Raw genomic sequence first — 16,088 nt, 5'->3', positions numbered from 1 at the left:
ACGCGCAATCACGCTTCAATGTCGTCATCGTCGTCACCAGTATCCTCAGCGTTCGCCTTGAGATACACGGTCACGTAACGGTTCGGTTCCTCGCCGTGCGAACGCGACTTCATGCCTTCCTCGCGCACCACATCATGCACAACCTTACGCTCAAACGAGTTCATCGGCTTAAGATCAACCGGCTCACCAGTTTCCTTCACCTCGTCGATCGCATCCAACGCAATATCGCGCAGCCGCTGACGCTTACGCTTAAGGAATCCATCCACATCCACAATAAGATGTGAACGCTCACCAGTCTTCTGCTGCACAGCAAGTCGCGTCAACTGCTGCAACGCGTCAACCACTTCCCCATCGCGCCCGATCAGGTGCTTGATATCAGTATCGTCATCGGCGACGATCTGTACCATCGGGCGGCCGTTGCGCACGCCCATCTCGATATCGCCATCGTAATCAGCGATGTCAAGCAGGCCCTCAAGATAATCCGCGGCGATGTCGGCTTCCTCGTTGAGCTGATCGATCGTCTTCTCGTCGTCCTGCGCCATGTCACAACTCCTTATCAGCGAGGCCAAAGGGTCAAAAATCTACGAACTAGTGTAAACCACAAGGTCTCATGGAAGCGAATTACCACTCGTTTCCATGAGACCATTACATTACACATACATTACACACGGTTATTTCTTCTTATTGCGATTCTTACGACGCGGCTGCGCGCGCTGGAAGCCTTCCTTCTCCCTGCGCTCAGCTTCCTTCTTCGCGTCGATGAGCTTCTGCTCTTCGATACTCGGCAGACCAGCCTTGGCTCGACGCTCGTTCTCGCGCTTATAATCGCGTACTTCCTTATCCTTCGCAGCCGGTGAACCCGGAGTCGGGAACGCATACGCCTGCCACATGGTACGCAGCAAGTTGCACACGTTATTGGTAAGCCAGTAGACGAGCACTGCGAACGGCATGGTCACGCCGGAGAAGATGTACATGATCGGGAAAATCCACAGCATACCCTTTTGCATGGTGGCCGCCTGACCGACCATTGCTTCCGGATTCATGTTGCGTTTCATGCTGAAGTACGTGGTAAACCACAGACATCCGCACATCAGGACAACGAATACGCCGATGATGATCTTGCCGCTGGACGTCGCAGAACCGAATACATCAGTAACGTTGACGCCGAAAACAGTGGTCTGAGAGAACTGCTGTGCGGTGGCGACATCGAACGCGCCGAGCGGAGCGCGCTTTTCACGCGCGATGTATGGGATGGCGGACAGCACGTAGAACATGCACATAAACACTGGCGACTGGATGAGCATAGGCAGGCACGAACCGGCGGGATTCGCGTCGTTGTCCTGATACAGCTTCATCATTTCGCGCTGCATGGCCTCTTTACTGGCCTGATCGTTCTTGCCTTTGTACTTGTTCTGAATGCGCTGCATCTGCGGCTGGATTGCCTGCATCTTACGCATCGACTTCATCGTCTTGTAGTACAGCGGGAACACGCAAGCATGTACGACGAGTACGAGGAAGATAATCGACAGTACCCACGAAAAACCGATCGGTGACATGCCGAGCAGGGTCAGGAACTGGTGGAAGACGGCCATGATTTGCGTCATGAGCCACTCGACCGGGGTTAGTAGCTTGTACAGCCAACCCCAAAATCCTTGGTCGAGGAAGAAATTATCGTAGTTGATCATCGCTTAGGCCATCTCCTTAACGTTGCGCATGACCATCATCGGACGTGCCGACGGCATCATCATGCCAGGCCAGTGGTGTCAGTCGAGGCTCTTCATGGGCCTTCGACCACGAAAATCGGTAAAACACGGAATAACGCTGCGGCACATCGTCTATACCGCCACGACTCCACGGTCGGCAACGCAGCAAACGCAATACAGCGAGTAATCCGCCACGAAATGCCCCATACCGTTCGAGTGCTTCGATAGCATAGCGCGAACATGAGGGGTAATATTTGCAACAAGCTGGACGATGTGCGGAAATAGTACGCTGATACCAGCGAATCGCACGAATCATCCCGCCAGTTACACTCATTGACGGTCACGCTTCATTGTTTTACGTGAAACAGCACCAAATAATGATGCCACTTGCTGATCCAGCGACTGGAAATCGGCATGCGCGGCACTTGGCTTTGCACGCATCACTACATCCACCTGCTCAGGGAGCAGGGATTCATGAGTACGTGCCAATACACGAAACCGCCGTTTGACGGTATTGCGTGTCACCGCATGACCGACCGCTTTGGATACAGCAAGGCCAAGCCGCCGGCTCGATGCCGTCGTTTCGCCTAAAACTGAGGAATCGTCGCGCACTAAATAGTGCACGACGATATCCTTGTCGCTGACAGTACGACGGCGTTTAAGTACGGTGACAAAGTCACGATGGCTCTTCAGCCGCTCCACGTCGATGTCGCCGCCGAACAGAACGTCAGGCGGACAGGGTCTTACGGCCCTTAGCGCGGCGACGGTTGATCAGCGCACGACCAGAACGGGTACGCATGCGCAGACGGAAGCCGTGCTTCATGTGACGGCGACGGTTATTCGGCTGGAATGTCCTCTTCATAATTAGCTCCCGGTGTTTTCAGCCGCGCGAAAGCACGGCTCCTCATGAGTCAAGCTATACCAAAATACTCTTACCCCTGCCCACAAGTCAAAACGCCGAGTGGGTTTTCACATTTTGAACATTATAGAAAACTTGCGTGCACCCATATAAACGTTGAAAAATCAACCACTTACCGGCCAAAGTTATCCACAAATTACACGAATGTTATTCACAATCGAGCAATTGCAACACGCAAGCCTGTGGATAACTTCGAGGATTGGGAGTAAAAATGATCTGTTGTCGTATTATTCGCTCGAGTAGAGGAGGCCACTATGGCGCACACGCCGCAGGACCCCGCTGCGCAGGCTTCCAGAATCTGGGCCGATGCGCTAGCTCTGCTCAAGCATAATTCTTCGTTGACCGCCCGCGATAAGGGTTGGCTCGAAGGCGTGATTCCTGAAGCAGTATTCGGCACGACGATCGTGCTGTGCGTCGAAAATCTCGCCACGCAGCAAGCGTTGCAAAAAGATCTCAACGAACCACTCCTTCACGCTTTGCATATTGCATCCGGCGTTGCCATGTTCCCCGCGTTCAAAGTCGAACCGCGACACGCCGAAACGTTGACTCCTTCAGTCCACGAACCGCAGGGGGTCTCGCATACTGCTGCACTTGTCGATCCAGATTACGATGTGCGCACTGCGCCGACCGTCGCTGATCTCGGTCAGGAAAGTTATCGGCCAGATGATCAGCCGATACCAGCTCGGCCTGTGCGATCGGCGCGTCCTTTGGCGTCGCCGATGATTCCGACGCCCGCGCCTCGTCCGCTCGCTCCGGCGATTCCGGAAGGCACGTTTGCGGCAAGTCGCACGCAAGTCGCGAGCGATCCTGTCACGCATCTGAACAAAAACGCGACGTTCGATACGTTCGTTCCCGGCGATTCTAACCGTTTCGCTCGCACGGTCGCGTTGGCGGTGGCTGAAGGATCTGGGCGTGATTTTAATCCGTTATGTATTTACGGCGGATCGGGCCTAGGTAAAACACATTTACTAAACGCGATCGGTAACTATGCGCTGGTGAAGGACCCGACACTCAAAGTGCGGTACGTAACTAGCGAGGAATTTACTAACGAATTTATCGAAGCGCTGCAAAATCCGAACCAAAGTCAGGGACAGATCGCTGAGTTTAACCGACGTTACCGCGAGGTCGACGTGCTACTCATCGACGATATCCAGTTCCTCGGGGGTAAGGATGCGACGCTTGAGCAGTTCTTCCACACGTTTAACACGTTGTATCAGGCCAATAAGCGCATTGTGATCGCATCCGATGTGCCGCCAAAGAATCTGAAAGGATTCGAGGCGCGTTTAATTTCGCGATTTGAATCTGGTCTGCCGGTTGATGTGAAGCCGCCAGATTTGGAAACACGTATTGCAATTTTGCGCATGATGGCCTCGATGCAGCATACGGATATTCCCAACGACGTGCTCGACCTCATCGCGGAACGATTTACCGAGAACATCCGTGAGTTGGAAGGTGCGCTTACTCGCGTATCGGCGGCCGCGTCGCTTAACAAGCAAACGGTGACGCGCGCATTGGCTGAGCAGACGCTGCAAGATTTCTTTACTGCGGACGTGGAAATTAAACCGACTGACATTATTGGTCAGGTTGCGAACTATTTCCACTTGACGTTTGACGATATTGTCGGCAAGGGACGCACGAAAAATGTGTCAATTGCACGGCAGATTGCGATGTACTTGTGTCGCGAAAATACTGGCATGAGTTTGGTTGATATTGGTGAAGTATTCCATGGCCGCGATCACACGACTGTAATGCATGCGGTTAAGCAGATCAACCAGAAAATGCAGCAAAAGCAGGAGATTTACAACTACGTGATGGAGTTGACCCTGCGCCTCAAGCAGCATTCCAACGGCAAGTAGGCGGATTTTTGCGCGCCTAGCGTGCTTAGCGTGCGTTCAGCAGAATCGCGTTGAGCGAACAATTTCGGCTGTTTTTCGGATTCATCTGAAAAACAACCGTTTTTCGTCTGTCAGCGCGATTGTGGTGAACGAAGCTGTTGGTGCTGTGTTGCAGGATGAGCTTGGCTGCTCGGCTTCCCTTGCCAGGACGAGCTACGCGCGTCTTATTGGCTCGCCTGTCGGCTCGCACGTTGCCTACAAACAGCTCCACTGTTTGCTTCACGGCAACGTCCTTCAAAAGAAGCCGCACTACTATCCACCACAATTGCGCTGAGACAACGATTTTGGCACTTTTCCGCGCGCCTCGAAAAAACAGTCGATTTTGGTCTGTGAGCGCGATTCTGCTGGACGGCACATGTGAAAAACAGTGCGTGAAACACCTCGACACGCCCGAAATCTACGTTCCACACAAGAAAAGTTATCCACATAGTTTTACACAAATGTGGGTAAATCCTGCGGATAACCGGTGGACAAATACCCTTTTCGCTGTGGATAACTCGTGGATTATTCCACCGAAAATGTGGACAACGCAATAACTTCGTCGCGCCTGTGGATAACTCGGTCATTTATCCACAGAATATGCAGATGTTATCCACATCGTTTACCTTCCGGTAACCACTACTGCGCACTGCTATCAGCCCACTTATCCACATTATCCACAGCTCTTATTACTACGACTACCTAACTTACTTACGTTCGCTCGCGATCATCACCACAACGCTCGACCACCAGCACAACACGATCGTTCAGACCTTGGTTAGAATGGCCATCAAGACAGCAAGTGAAAGTAGGACCCATGAAAGTCGAAATCGATTCCGCCGCTTTGGCAGACGCAGTCGCTTGGACGACTCGCGTTATTGAAGCCCGTCCGGCCAATCCCATTCTCGTCGGCATTCGTCTCGAAGCCATTGACGGAACGCTGCAACTGTCCGCATACAACTACAAGATTTCCGCACGCCATCACATCGAAGCTGGTATCGACGAACCTGGCAGTGTGTTGGTTTTAGGCAAGCTACTCGCCGATATCACGAAATCGTTGCCTGCCGAACGCACGTATCTGTCAACCGATGAGTCGACGCTGACGATCACGTCAGGCAAATCGAAGTTCACGTTGCAGCTTATGCCGGAAACTGAGTACCCGGATATGCCTGTCGTTCCAGCGAAACTCGGTCAAGTTGACGCGCCGACATTCGCACAAGCAGTCGCGCAAGCGTGCGTTGCAGTCTCTCGTGAAGAAAATCGTCCAGTACTAACCGGCGTGCGTATTCAATTCAACGGCGACAAAGTTGTGATGACGGCAACTGATCGTTTCCGTCTCGCTCGTGCAACATTCACGTGGACTCCAGCCGATCCGAACACGGAAGCGACGACGCTGGTGCGCGGTTCACTGCTGCGCGACATCGCACGTTCGCTCGATGAACACCAGAATGTGGTGATCGATTTCGATCAGGATACCCCCTCACTTTTGGGCTTTGAGAACGCTGGTCGTGTGTCGACGTCGCAGCTCATCGACGGCGAGTTCCCGGCGACCGATCGTCTGTTCGCTGACGAATATCCGATTCAAGCAGTGATTGATCGTCAACAGTTGATCGGTGCGATTAAGCGAGTTGCGTTGGTTGCCGAGCGTAATGCTTCGATTCGTATGACGTTCTCCGGTCAAGAACTGACATTGTCGGCTGGCGAGATTGACGAAGCTCAAGCGCAAGAGACGATTGATATTGATCTTGACGGCGAGGATATTACGGTTGCGTTCAATCCGTCGTATGTGATCGAAGGTTTGTCGGCGATTACTGAGCCGTTTGTGCGCATGAAGATGACCACTGCGGTCAAGCCGGTTGAATTCAACGGCCAGCAGGAGTCTGATTCAGATGAGTCGATGGACTACCGTTATCTGCTGGTCCCGGTGCGATTTAACTGACAAGTGAAAAGCGATTTTGGAAAGCGTTTACCGAACCTGAGAAAGTAAGGGTGGTAAACGCTTTCCATATGGGCTGGGTGACTGAATGCGGCAAGCGGTTACGTGGGCGGATGCGCTCGTCTTGTTGACGAAGCGAGCTTAAGCAGGTTGTGACATTCTTTGGATGTTTAGCCCGTGTGACTACCCCTCAGACTTTCGCCGCCAGCTACGCTGACAAGGGGAGCTGAGATACGAACTGACTACGATTGGGCTTGACATGAGAGGAAAGGTAAGGGATAGCGAATGATGTATGTGTCACGTCTGGCGCTGGACCACTTTCGCTCGTGGGAGCATCTCGTGGTCGATCTAGCGCCGGGCGTCACCATCCTGCAGGGGCGCAACGGACTTGGTAAAACCAACATCGTCGAAGCTGTTGAAGTCCTCTCCACTGGCACAAGCCACCGCGTAACCGGCTCATTACCGCTCATTGAACGCGGTCAAACTTCCGCAACTATCCGCGCCAACGTAACAAACATCACCAATCCCCTCGCACAAGAATCAACCGCCAAGTCAACCACCGAATCAGTTCATACGCGCAATACTCAAGTCAGTACCGCCTCGCCATCAGCGATCTCTTCAGCTGCACAGTCGCAGTCAGTCGTCGAAAACGGCAGTATTTCGCCAGTAATCAACCCACTGGGGGAAAGTAGTGAACTCACTCAACCTGCCGAGCCAACCATTGCCGAGCCAACCACCACAGCCGCAACCATCACAACCACAACATACGAACTGACCATCGCAGCGCGCGGCGCCAACCGAGCCCGCATCAACGGCGGCAAATCCACCTACCTGCGCGACGTCATCGGTCGCATCCCAAGCGTCTCGTTCACGCCCGACGATCAGCGACTCATCGCCGGCGACCCGGCCGGCCGTCGCACGCTACTCAACCAAGCCGGCGCGCTGCTCGTGCCCGGATATAGCGACCGCCTGCAGATGATCGCGAAAATCGCGCGACAGCGAGCCGCGCTGCTCAAGCAACTCGGCGACCCTCGCAATAGCGCAACGTCCGAATCGCCATACGGATATGCCCCCTCCCCCGCCGATGCCGCGCTGCAAGGACTCGAAATATGGACTGGACAGTTCATCGAAGCGGGCGTCACACTCACGCGCGACCGTCAGAGGCTCGTCGACCTGCTTGCCGAACCGTTCGCTGCAATCTACCGCGAACTTGCTGGCCGCGACGAGCGCGTGCGACTCACCTACGAGCCGTCGTTTGACGAAGTACTGTTGTACCCCGACGACCCGCAGCCGCATATTAGCGAGCATTTTCAGCGCATTTACCCGGGCGAAGTGGCGCGCGGACAGAATCTCATCGGACCGCATCGCGACGACCTGTCGATCGAACTCAACGGCATGCCGGCGCGCGAGTTCGCGTCGAACGGTGAGATGTGGACGATGGCGTTGGCACTCAAAATGGCTTTGCACACGGTGATCGTGCGCGAGCGTGGCGTGCGGCCGATCGTAATTCTCGATGATGTGTTCGCGCAGCTGGACGAGTCACGTCGTCGGCAAATTCTCGACTTTGCCGCGCGGCAAGACCAAGTACTGATTACGGTTGCGGCGGCCAGCGATATCCCTGATGTGACTGACTTGGCTGGTGCGACCGGCGGTGCGGCTGGCGGTGCGGATGTTGCGGCCGACGGTCAAACTGGAGCAACTGCCGCGCAACTGCACATCATCGACGTCGCCGATCTCGTACGCCAGCAAAACGAGTACCTGCATCCCGATCTCGCCGCGTTTGGTATCGAGGTCAACTCATGAAACCGCCGATCGAACGCACGCTTAAACTCGACGAACGCCGTCTTCCAGCCGAAATTTTCGAGCGCCTCGCCACGCGCGGCGGCTATATTATGCGCGACCGCAAGACGCGTGAAGCCAATCGAGAGAAGGCTTGGGAGAGTTTCGGTAAGCCTGGACGCGACCCGAATACGCTGGGCAGTGTACTTGACGGGCTCGCGGACGGCCGTCGATGGGTGCCGCAGCTGAAGTTGGCGCAATTGCGCGATCATTGGGATCAGGTTGTGGGTCCGGCGATCGCAATGCATTCGACCGTGGCGTCGGTGCGCGACGGTGTGCTTACGATTCGCACGGAATCGGCAGTGTGGGCCACGCAGCTGACCTATATGATTCCGCAATTGACTGCTGTGATTCGAGAACGCTTGGCTGGATTAGATATTCAAGAGATTCGCGTCACCGGTCCACAGTCCGGGTATCGCCGCAGCGCCTACCGCGGCCGACGTAGTATGTGATTTTCTCTATCGAAAGGGGCATTATTCTCGCCGCTGAAGGCAGTGTCGCCGTACATGAGTAAACTTACATGCATAATATGTAAACGGCTGGAAGACCCCATTATTTGCGTTCTAGGGCATAGTCCCCTTGCGAATGGCCTTTCACGCGGGAGAAAACGCAGAAAGGAATCCTGTGGCAGACGAATCAGATTCGCTTAAAGGTTCCACCGATAATCAGAACGGTCAAGTCACCGACAGTCAAGTCGATAGTCAAGCCGACAAACACACTGACAAACGTACCGAACTCGACGAGGTCGCCGAACAGATCAACAACGATGAGCTTATAGACGCGCAACTCGACGAAAGCATGGCCCCCGACCACTACGACGCGAGCGATTTGAAGGTCCTTGAGGGCCTTGAAGCCGTGCGTATCCGCCCGGGCATGTACATCGGCTCAACCGGTCCGCGCGGTCTGCATCACCTCGTCTACGAGATCGTCGACAACTCGGTTGACGAGGCGCTCGCCGGCTACGCAACGCACATCGAAGTCACGATTCTGCCGGATAACGGCATTCGCGTCGTAGACGACGGCCGTGGCATCCCGGTCGACGAAGTGCCGGGCGAAGGTGTTTCCGGCGTCGAAACAGTCATGACGAAGCTGCACGCCGGCGGTAAGTTCGGCGGCGGCGGTTACGCGGTGTCCGGCGGTCTGCATGGCGTCGGTATTTCCGTCGTCAACGCGCTCTCCACGCGCGTCGATATCGAGGTTCGTCGTCAAGGATTCCACTGGACGCAAACGTACATCGACCAGCATCCGACCGCGCGACTTGCCAAGGGTGAGCCGATGGCCGACGGCGAGTCGACTGGTACGTCAGTGACGTTCTGGCCGGACGCGAAGATTTTTGAGACGACTGTCTACGATTTTGAGACGTTGCGCGCTCGCTTCCAGCAGATGGCGTTCCTGAACAAGGGACTGAAAATCAGCTTGACTGACTTGCGCGAGCCTGATTTAGCTGGCGACGAGGTCGCAGGTCAGGACGATGACAGCGAGCCGAAGCATCAGAGCGTCACATATCAGTACGCAAACGGTATCAAAGATTACGTTGACTATCTCGTCAAGTCCCGCAAGTCAACGCCGGTCGAGGACGAGGTGATCGATTTCGAGGCCGAGGATCTGAAGATCGGCATTTCGGCTGAGATTGCAATGCAGTGGACGACCGCGTATTCCGAAGCCGTGCACACGTTCGCAAACACGATCTCCACGACCGAAGGCGGCACGCACGAAGAAGGCTTCCGCGCGGCGCTCACCTCGCTTGTGAACCGTTACGCGCGCGAGAAGAACATTCTTAAAGACAAGGACGATAACCTCTCCGGCGACGATGTGCGCGAAGGTTTGACCGCGGTCGTGTCTGTCAAGCTCACTACCCCGCAGTTTGAAGGTCAGACGAAGACGAAGCTCGGCAATTCCGAAGCGAAAACCTTCGTACAGCGTGTGATGACCGACAAGCTCGGCGACTGGTTCGACGCGCATCCAAGCGAAGCGAAGAACATTATTCAAAAGGCTATCGAAGCGTCGCGCGCGCGTATTGCTGCAAAGAAAGCGCGCGAAAACACGCGTCGCAAGTCGATTTTCGAGTCGGCTGGTATGCCAGACAAGCTCAAGGATTGTCAGTCGAACAATCCTGAAGAGTGTGAACTGTTCATCGTCGAGGGTGACTCGGCAGGTGGTTCCGCAATTCAGGGTCGTAACCCGGAAACGCAAGCGATTCTGCCGCTGCGAGGCAAGATCCTCAACACTGAGCGTGCGTCGCTTGACCGCATGATGAAGTCAGATACGATCGAGTCACTGATTACGGCTGTCGGCGGCGGTTACGGCGAAGACTTCGACGTGAGCAAGGTGCGCTACCACAAGGTCATTATTATGGCTGATGCTGATGTGGACGGTGCGCATATTGCCACGCTGAACTTGACGCTGTTCTTCCGTTATATGCGTCCGATGATCACCGCCGGCTACGTGTATGTTGCGATGCCGCCGCTGTACCGACTCAAGTGGACGCGCGGCGATCACGACTACGTGTACACCGATCTTGAGCGTGATCAGAAGCTCGCTGAGGGACGTGCGGCTGGTCGCCAGTTGCCTAAGGGCGAAGGTATTCAGCGATACAAGGGTCTGGGCGAGATGACGTATCAGGAGCTTTGGGAAACGACTATGGACCCTGAACGGCGTATTTTGAAGCAGATTCACATCGAAGATGCGGCCGCTGCGGATGAGACATTCTCGATGCTCATGGGCGACGACGTTGAACCGCGCCGCCTGTTCATCCAGCGCAACGCCAAGGATGTTCGCTTCATCGACGCGTGAGTTCCCTTGGCGCGGCTCCCCTGATAAGGGGAGCCGAGGATAGCTTTTCAATAACACAAAAGGAATACATAAGTGGCAGACGAAAACGGCACCGGCAGCAACGACCTGCCGGAGCAGAACGACGAGCGCGCTGAGCACTCGATGGAGCCCACGAGCCCGCAGGCCAACGCACAATTGGTTCTCGACGAGCATCGCGTGGCCCATACCGATATCCAAAAGGAAATGCGTCAGTCGTACCTCGACTACGCAATCTCCGTCATCGTCGAACGCGCCCTGCCGGACGTGCGCGACGGTATGAAACCAGTCCATCGTCGTATCGTGTACGCAATGTACGACGGCGGCTACCGTCCCGACCGTGGCTACTCAAAGTGCGCCCGACCAGTCGCCGACGTCATGGGTAACTATCACCCCCACGGCGACGCGGCAATTTACGATACGCTCGTGCGCATGGCCCAGCCGTGGTCGATGCGCTACACGCTCGTCGACGGTCAAGGTAACTTCGGTTCGGCCGGTGACGATCCGCCAGCAGCAATGCGTTACACCGAATGCCGCATGATGCCGCTCGCAATGGAAATGGTGCGCGATATCGACAAAGACACCGTCGATTTCGTACCGAACTACGATGGTCGTACGCAAGAGCCAACCGTACTGCCCGCGCGCTTCCCGAACCTGCTCGCGAACGGATCATCCGGTATCGCCGTCGGTATGGCGACGAATATTCCGCCGCACAACATGCGCGAGCTGGCGAAAGCAGTCCACTGGACGCTCGACCATCCGCAAGCATCCCGTGAGGAACTACTGGACGCGCTCATCGGCATCATCAAGGGACCGGATTTCCCTACGGGCGCCACGATTCTCGGTCACAAGGGCATCGAACAGGCGTACCGTACCGGTCGCGGTCTGATCACGATGCGCGCAGTCGTCAACACTGAGGAAATCAAGGGCCGCATGTGCCTCGTGGTCACCGAGCTGCCGTATCAGGTCAACCCGGACCGACTGGCCGCGTCCATCCGCGAAGGTGTGCGCGACGGCAAGATTCAAGGCATCGCCGACATGCGCGACGAAACGTCCGGCCGTACCGGTCAGCGACTCGTACTCGTCCTCAAGCGCGACGCTGTGCCGAAGGTCGTGCTCAACAACCTGTACAAGCATTCGCAGCTGCAGCAGACGTTCGGCGCGAACATGCTCGCGCTGGTCGACGGCGTGCCGCGTACGCTCTCGCTCGACGCGTTCATCCGCCACTGGGTGAACCACCAGCTCGAAGTCATCGAACGCCGTACCCGCTACCTGAAGCGCGAAGCCGAGGAACGCGACCACATCCTGCAGGGCCTCTTGAAGGCTATGGATGCGATCGACGAGGTCATTCGCCTCATCCGCTCCAGCCAGGGTCGTGAAGACGCTCGGCCGAAGCTCATGGAGTTCCTCGATATCGATCAGGTGCAGGCTGACGCGATTCTGTCCATGCAGCTCGTGCGACTCGCGAACATGGAGCGGCAGAAGATCGTTGACGAGCATGAGGAGCTCATGCGCAAAATCGCCGATTACAACGATATTCTTGCCAAGCCGGAACGTCAGCGTACGATCGTCGGCGACGAGCTTGACGAAATCGTCACTAAGTACGGTGACGAGCGTCGCACGAAGATCCTGCCGTACTCCGGCGAGATGAACGTTGAAGACTTGATCGCTGAGGAGAACGTGGTCGTTACGGTCACGCACTCCGGTTTTATCAAGCGTACGAAGGCCGACGAGTACCGCGCACAGCACCGCGGCGGCAAGGGCATCAAGGGCGCCAAGCTGCGCGAGGACGACGTGGTGGACCACTTCTTCCTCACGTCGACGCACAACTGGCTGTTGTTCTTCACGAACAAGGGCCGCGTCTACCGCATCAAGGCGTACGAGCTGCCCGAAGGCTCGCGCGACTCCAAGGGCCAGCATGTGGCGAACCTGCTGCAGTTCGGCCCTGACGAGTCGATTCAGACCGTGCTGTCGATCCCGGATTATGAAGTCGCCAAGTATTTGGTACTTGCGACGCGCTCCGGCAAGATCAAGAAGACCGCGCTGTCCGAGTATGATTCACCGCGACAGGGTGGCCTGATTGCGGTGCGACTCATGACCGACGAGAACGGCGAGACTGCCGACGAGTTGGTTGGCGCCGCACTGTGCAACGCCGAGGACGACATTATTCTCGTCTCGCGGCTCGGCATGAGCTTGAAGTTTGCGGCCGACGATGATCAGCTGCGTCCGATGGGTCGTCAGACCGCCGGCGTGCAAGGCATGAAGTTCCGCGACGACGACAGTCTGCTCGCGATGGACGTAGTGCCGGCCGACACCGACAAGGACCTGCTTGTCGTGACGAACGAGGGCTTTGCCAAGCGCACGGCGATCTCGGAGTACCGTCTGCAGGGTCGTAACGGCTTTGGTGTCAAGGCGTTGCAGCTGGCCGAGGGACGCGGCTCTTTGGTTGGCGCGGTGATCGTGGCTGAAGATGACCAGATTATGGCCATTATGAAGTCCGGTAAGGTGATTCGCTCCGACGTGGCTGAGGTCAAGCGCACGGGCCGCAATACGCAGGGCGTGACGCTTGCGAAACCGGATAAGGGCGACGAGATCATCTCCATCGCGCGCAACGAGGAGAAGGATGACGACGAGGACGCGACTGCGGGTGACATGGTCGATGCGGCGGCTTCTACGGAACCGACTGCTGAGTCGAGTGCGGTTGCGGCCGATAATGCCGCCGATAGCGCCGCTGATAATGCTGCCGATAGTCCCGCTGACAACGCCGCCGATAACGCGAATGTGAATACCCCGGAAGAGTCCGAAGATAACGAGGAGTAACCGTCTGCTGAGACTGCTAATCTCGCATAAGGCAATAGCTCAGACAAGGAGCAACGATGAGCGAGAATCCTGAAGAAGGCAACGAATTCGACGTGGCTCAGCCCGTCGTCTCTGCCTCCGAGACTAGCGGCGAGCAGCCGGCACGTGAACATATTGGTCGCGTGGCCCGATCGATTGTTGGCGAGAGCGGCGTGGCTGCGCCGTCCTCCCCCGCTTCGGTGCCGCCGACAGCTCGTCCGAAGAAGCGTCGCGGCACTCCGCGCGCCCGCCGTATGAACCTGTCTCTGACGCATATCAGCGCGTGGTCGATGGCTAAAGTGGCGTTCCTGCTGGGCATCGCAGGAGGCATTATTCAGATCGTCGCTGTGCTTATCGTATGGCTGTTACTCGATGCGGTTGGTGTGTTCCAAAGCATTACGTCGATTGTGTCATCCACTGGTTTGAACACTGGTAGCTTTGATCTCAAGAGCGTGTTGAGCCTGTCGACTGTGCTCAGCTTCACCACGATTTTTTCGATCGTTGAGGTCGTGATTTTCACGCTGCTCGCGTCGATCGCCACACTACTGTACAACGTGGTGACCGCGCTCGTTGGCGGCCTGCACCTCACCCTCGGCGACGACTGATCAATTTACATACATGGTGCGGTAAAGCCCCCATGATGCGGTAAATGCGTAGAGGCTTATTTCCTGAAAACGTTGGAATTAAGCCATTTTGCTTTACCGCACCATGTGAGGTTTACCGCATCATGGGGATGGGTACGTTTGCAAGACCATATTATGAATGAGATTGTGCTGTGTTCGTATGCAGTTTATACGCGCACTGCGCGAAGATTCCGTTCTCACTCCCACGGGGTAAGGTTACTGAACTGGTCCCTACTAGGAATATCGCGGATTCCTCGACTGGTAAAGGTGACCAGTACAGTCACTAATACTGCGGCTACGGCAGTATTCATAGCATTGCGATAGCCCATCACAGCAAGCAGAATGCCTGCAACAGCTGATGATACTGAACCTAATACGATATTGCACAACGCGAATATTGATGTAACACGTCCTCGCAAAGCATTGGGGATAATCAAATCGCTATATGATCCCAGTATTGAATTGGCTGGTACGATCATAAGATTAGTGACCGTCATGCAGATGATAAGCACATACACCTGATGTGTGTACGGTTGAAATACGCAGCCAAGTAGGATTACCAATACAGAAATTTGCACAATTCTACCGCCGGTATAGTGTTGCGAAAGCGGTGCGGTAAGAAAGGCCCCACTCAGAAGACCGATACCTGATCCAGTGGAAATTAAACCAATGAGTACTCCTGGCGTTTGCAATGTCTGCTGGTCCAAAATCATGATGCCAACAAGTAGTGTGATCACACAGTTAATTAGCAACACACTGCCGAAAATTGATAATGCTTGCGGATGTCGTGCATACCATGTGAATCCCGCTAAAGACGATTCGTATTTTGGATTATTTTGCGCACCCGTAGGGTGTGCATCATGTGCCGTATTGTCCGAGGTGCCTCATTTGAAAGTGAGCGCGTAATCCGGAGTGGTGCCTCACTTAGGGTGAGCGCGAAATCCTAGTCCTTATCGGCTGGTGGGGTTTCGTTGTCTTCCGGTTCGACGCCCGCGATCCGGGCGAGCGTCTTGTTCAAGTATGCCATGTCCGGGCCCGAGCGTCTGGCCAGCCGCGCGGTGCGCGGGGCGGCCATGTCCTCGAGCCGGTCTTGGATGTCGTGGATGCGGCGGACGAGTTCGGCGGGGTTCACGGTCGCGAGCGTGCGTTCGATCTCCTCGCGCTTGTCGTCGGGGATGAAGCCGGGGCCGCCCGCGGCCCTATCTTGGTCGTCGAACTCCTTGAGCCGCTCCCATGGTGTGCGCGGCCTGTCGTAGACGCGGCGGGGGCGTCCGTCCCGTGTGCTTTCGCGCGCGATGGGTTTCTTGGACGGGGTGAACAGGTTGGCCTTGACACGCACCAGTTCCCACAGCTCGTTGAGCAGGTCGAGCTCGTCGGCGGTGTACCGGTAGTAGAACGCGTGGCGGCGCACGACGTGGTTGTTCCTGGACTCGACGGTGGCCTGGTCGTTCTTCCTGTACGGGCGGCTTCTGGTCTGCTCGATGTCGCGCTCGTGCAGCCACGCGATCAGGTCCCGGTTGATGAACTCGCTGCCGTTGTCCGAGTCGT

Annotated in this window: 14 protein-coding genes and 1 pseudogene; 7 read left to right on the top strand and 8 right to left on the bottom strand. The window is 55.9% G+C overall.

All coding sequences use genetic code 11. From position 1 onward, the window contains the following. Positions 1-8: 8 nt before the first annotated feature. From BHAP_RS02270 to rpmH, 5 genes are all read right to left on the bottom strand, one after another. Positions 9-542, bottom strand: a complete 534-nt coding sequence (locus BHAP_RS02270) for a Jag family protein (protein ID WP_094729197.1) — start codon at positions 540-542, stop codon at positions 9-11. A gap of 129 nt (positions 543-671) precedes the next feature. Further along, entirely contained in the window at positions 672-1,685 is a 1,014-nt protein-coding gene (gene yidC / locus BHAP_RS02265; protein WP_094729196.1) for a membrane protein insertase YidC, read from the bottom strand. Positions 1,686-1,701: 16 nt separating this feature from the next. Then, entirely contained in the window at positions 1,702-2,019 is a 318-nt protein-coding gene (yidD, locus tag BHAP_RS02260; protein WP_169713149.1) for a membrane protein insertion efficiency factor YidD, read from the bottom strand. Between the two features lie 14 nt (positions 2,020-2,033). After that, a complete protein-coding gene (gene rnpA, locus BHAP_RS02255; RefSeq protein WP_094729194.1) occupies positions 2,034-2,405 on the bottom strand; it encodes a ribonuclease P protein component in 372 nt (123 codons plus the stop codon). Positions 2,406-2,430: 25 nt separating this feature from the next. Next, complete coding sequence (gene rpmH, locus BHAP_RS02250) at positions 2,431-2,565, bottom strand: 50S ribosomal protein L34 (protein ID WP_055427958.1); 135 nt, start codon at positions 2,563-2,565, stop codon at positions 2,431-2,433. A gap of 311 nt (positions 2,566-2,876) precedes the next feature. Between rpmH and dnaA the strand changes: the two genes are divergently transcribed. Next, positions 2,877-4,478, top strand: a complete 1,602-nt coding sequence (gene dnaA / locus BHAP_RS02245) for a chromosomal replication initiator protein DnaA (protein ID WP_094729193.1) — start codon at positions 2,877-2,879, stop codon at positions 4,476-4,478. Between the two features lie 25 nt (positions 4,479-4,503). Here dnaA and BHAP_RS11420 read toward each other — a convergent pair whose 3' ends face one another. Further along, positions 4,504-4,740, bottom strand: a complete 237-nt coding sequence (locus tag BHAP_RS11420) for a hypothetical protein (RefSeq protein ID WP_143248711.1) — start codon at positions 4,738-4,740, stop codon at positions 4,504-4,506. Positions 4,741-5,313: 573 nt separating this feature from the next. Between BHAP_RS11420 and dnaN the strand changes: the two genes are divergently transcribed. The 6 genes from dnaN to BHAP_RS02210 all read left to right on the top strand — a co-directional run bounded on the left by dnaN (position 5,314) and on the right by BHAP_RS02210 (position 14,522). After that, positions 5,314-6,435 (top strand): DNA polymerase III subunit beta, encoded by a 1,122-nt coding sequence (gene dnaN / locus BHAP_RS02235; RefSeq protein ID WP_094729191.1) that lies wholly within the window; start codon positions 5,314-5,316, stop codon positions 6,433-6,435. A 336-nt stretch (positions 6,436-6,771) separates the two neighbouring features. Continuing rightward, positions 6,772-8,235 (top strand): DNA replication/repair protein RecF, encoded by a 1,464-nt coding sequence (recF, locus tag BHAP_RS02230; protein ID WP_420807701.1) that lies wholly within the window; start codon positions 6,772-6,774, stop codon positions 8,233-8,235. Then, complete coding sequence (locus BHAP_RS02225) at positions 8,232-8,723, top strand: DciA family protein (RefSeq protein ID WP_094729190.1); 492 nt, start codon at positions 8,232-8,234, stop codon at positions 8,721-8,723. Before recF ends, BHAP_RS02225 begins: the two co-directional genes overlap by 4 nt. Before the next feature lie 133 nt (positions 8,724-8,856). Then, positions 8,857-11,064 (top strand): DNA topoisomerase (ATP-hydrolyzing) subunit B, encoded by a 2,208-nt coding sequence (gene gyrB, locus BHAP_RS02220; protein ID WP_169713147.1) that lies wholly within the window; start codon positions 8,857-8,859, stop codon positions 11,062-11,064. Positions 11,065-11,136: 72 nt separating this feature from the next. Next, positions 11,137-13,899 carry a DNA gyrase subunit A gene (gene gyrA / locus BHAP_RS02215; protein ID WP_094729189.1) on the top strand — a complete coding sequence of 921 codons (2,763 nt, stop codon included), beginning with the start codon at positions 11,137-11,139 and terminating at the stop codon, positions 13,897-13,899. 56 nt (positions 13,900-13,955) lie between these two features. Further along, positions 13,956-14,522 (top strand): DUF3566 domain-containing protein, encoded by a 567-nt coding sequence (locus tag BHAP_RS02210; protein WP_094729188.1) that lies wholly within the window; start codon positions 13,956-13,958, stop codon positions 14,520-14,522. A 215-nt stretch (positions 14,523-14,737) separates the two neighbouring features. Here BHAP_RS02210 and BHAP_RS11415 read toward each other — a convergent pair whose 3' ends face one another. Both BHAP_RS11415 and BHAP_RS02205 read right to left on the bottom strand, forming a co-directional pair. Beyond that, positions 14,738-15,295: an MFS transporter gene (locus BHAP_RS11415; protein ID WP_338024677.1), complete on the bottom strand. Its 558-nt coding sequence runs from the start codon at positions 15,293-15,295 to the stop codon at positions 14,738-14,740. Between the two features lie 188 nt (positions 15,296-15,483). After that, a pseudogene (locus tag BHAP_RS02205) lies at positions 15,484-16,088 on the bottom strand (DDE-type integrase/transposase/recombinase); the annotation flags it as partial.

The sequence above is a fragment of the Bifidobacterium hapali genome (genome assembly GCF_002259755.1).
GTDB classification, from domain to species: Bacteria; Actinomycetota; Actinomycetes; order Actinomycetales; family Bifidobacteriaceae; genus Bifidobacterium; species Bifidobacterium hapali.
This window is presented reverse-complemented; position numbering and strand designations above follow the sequence as displayed.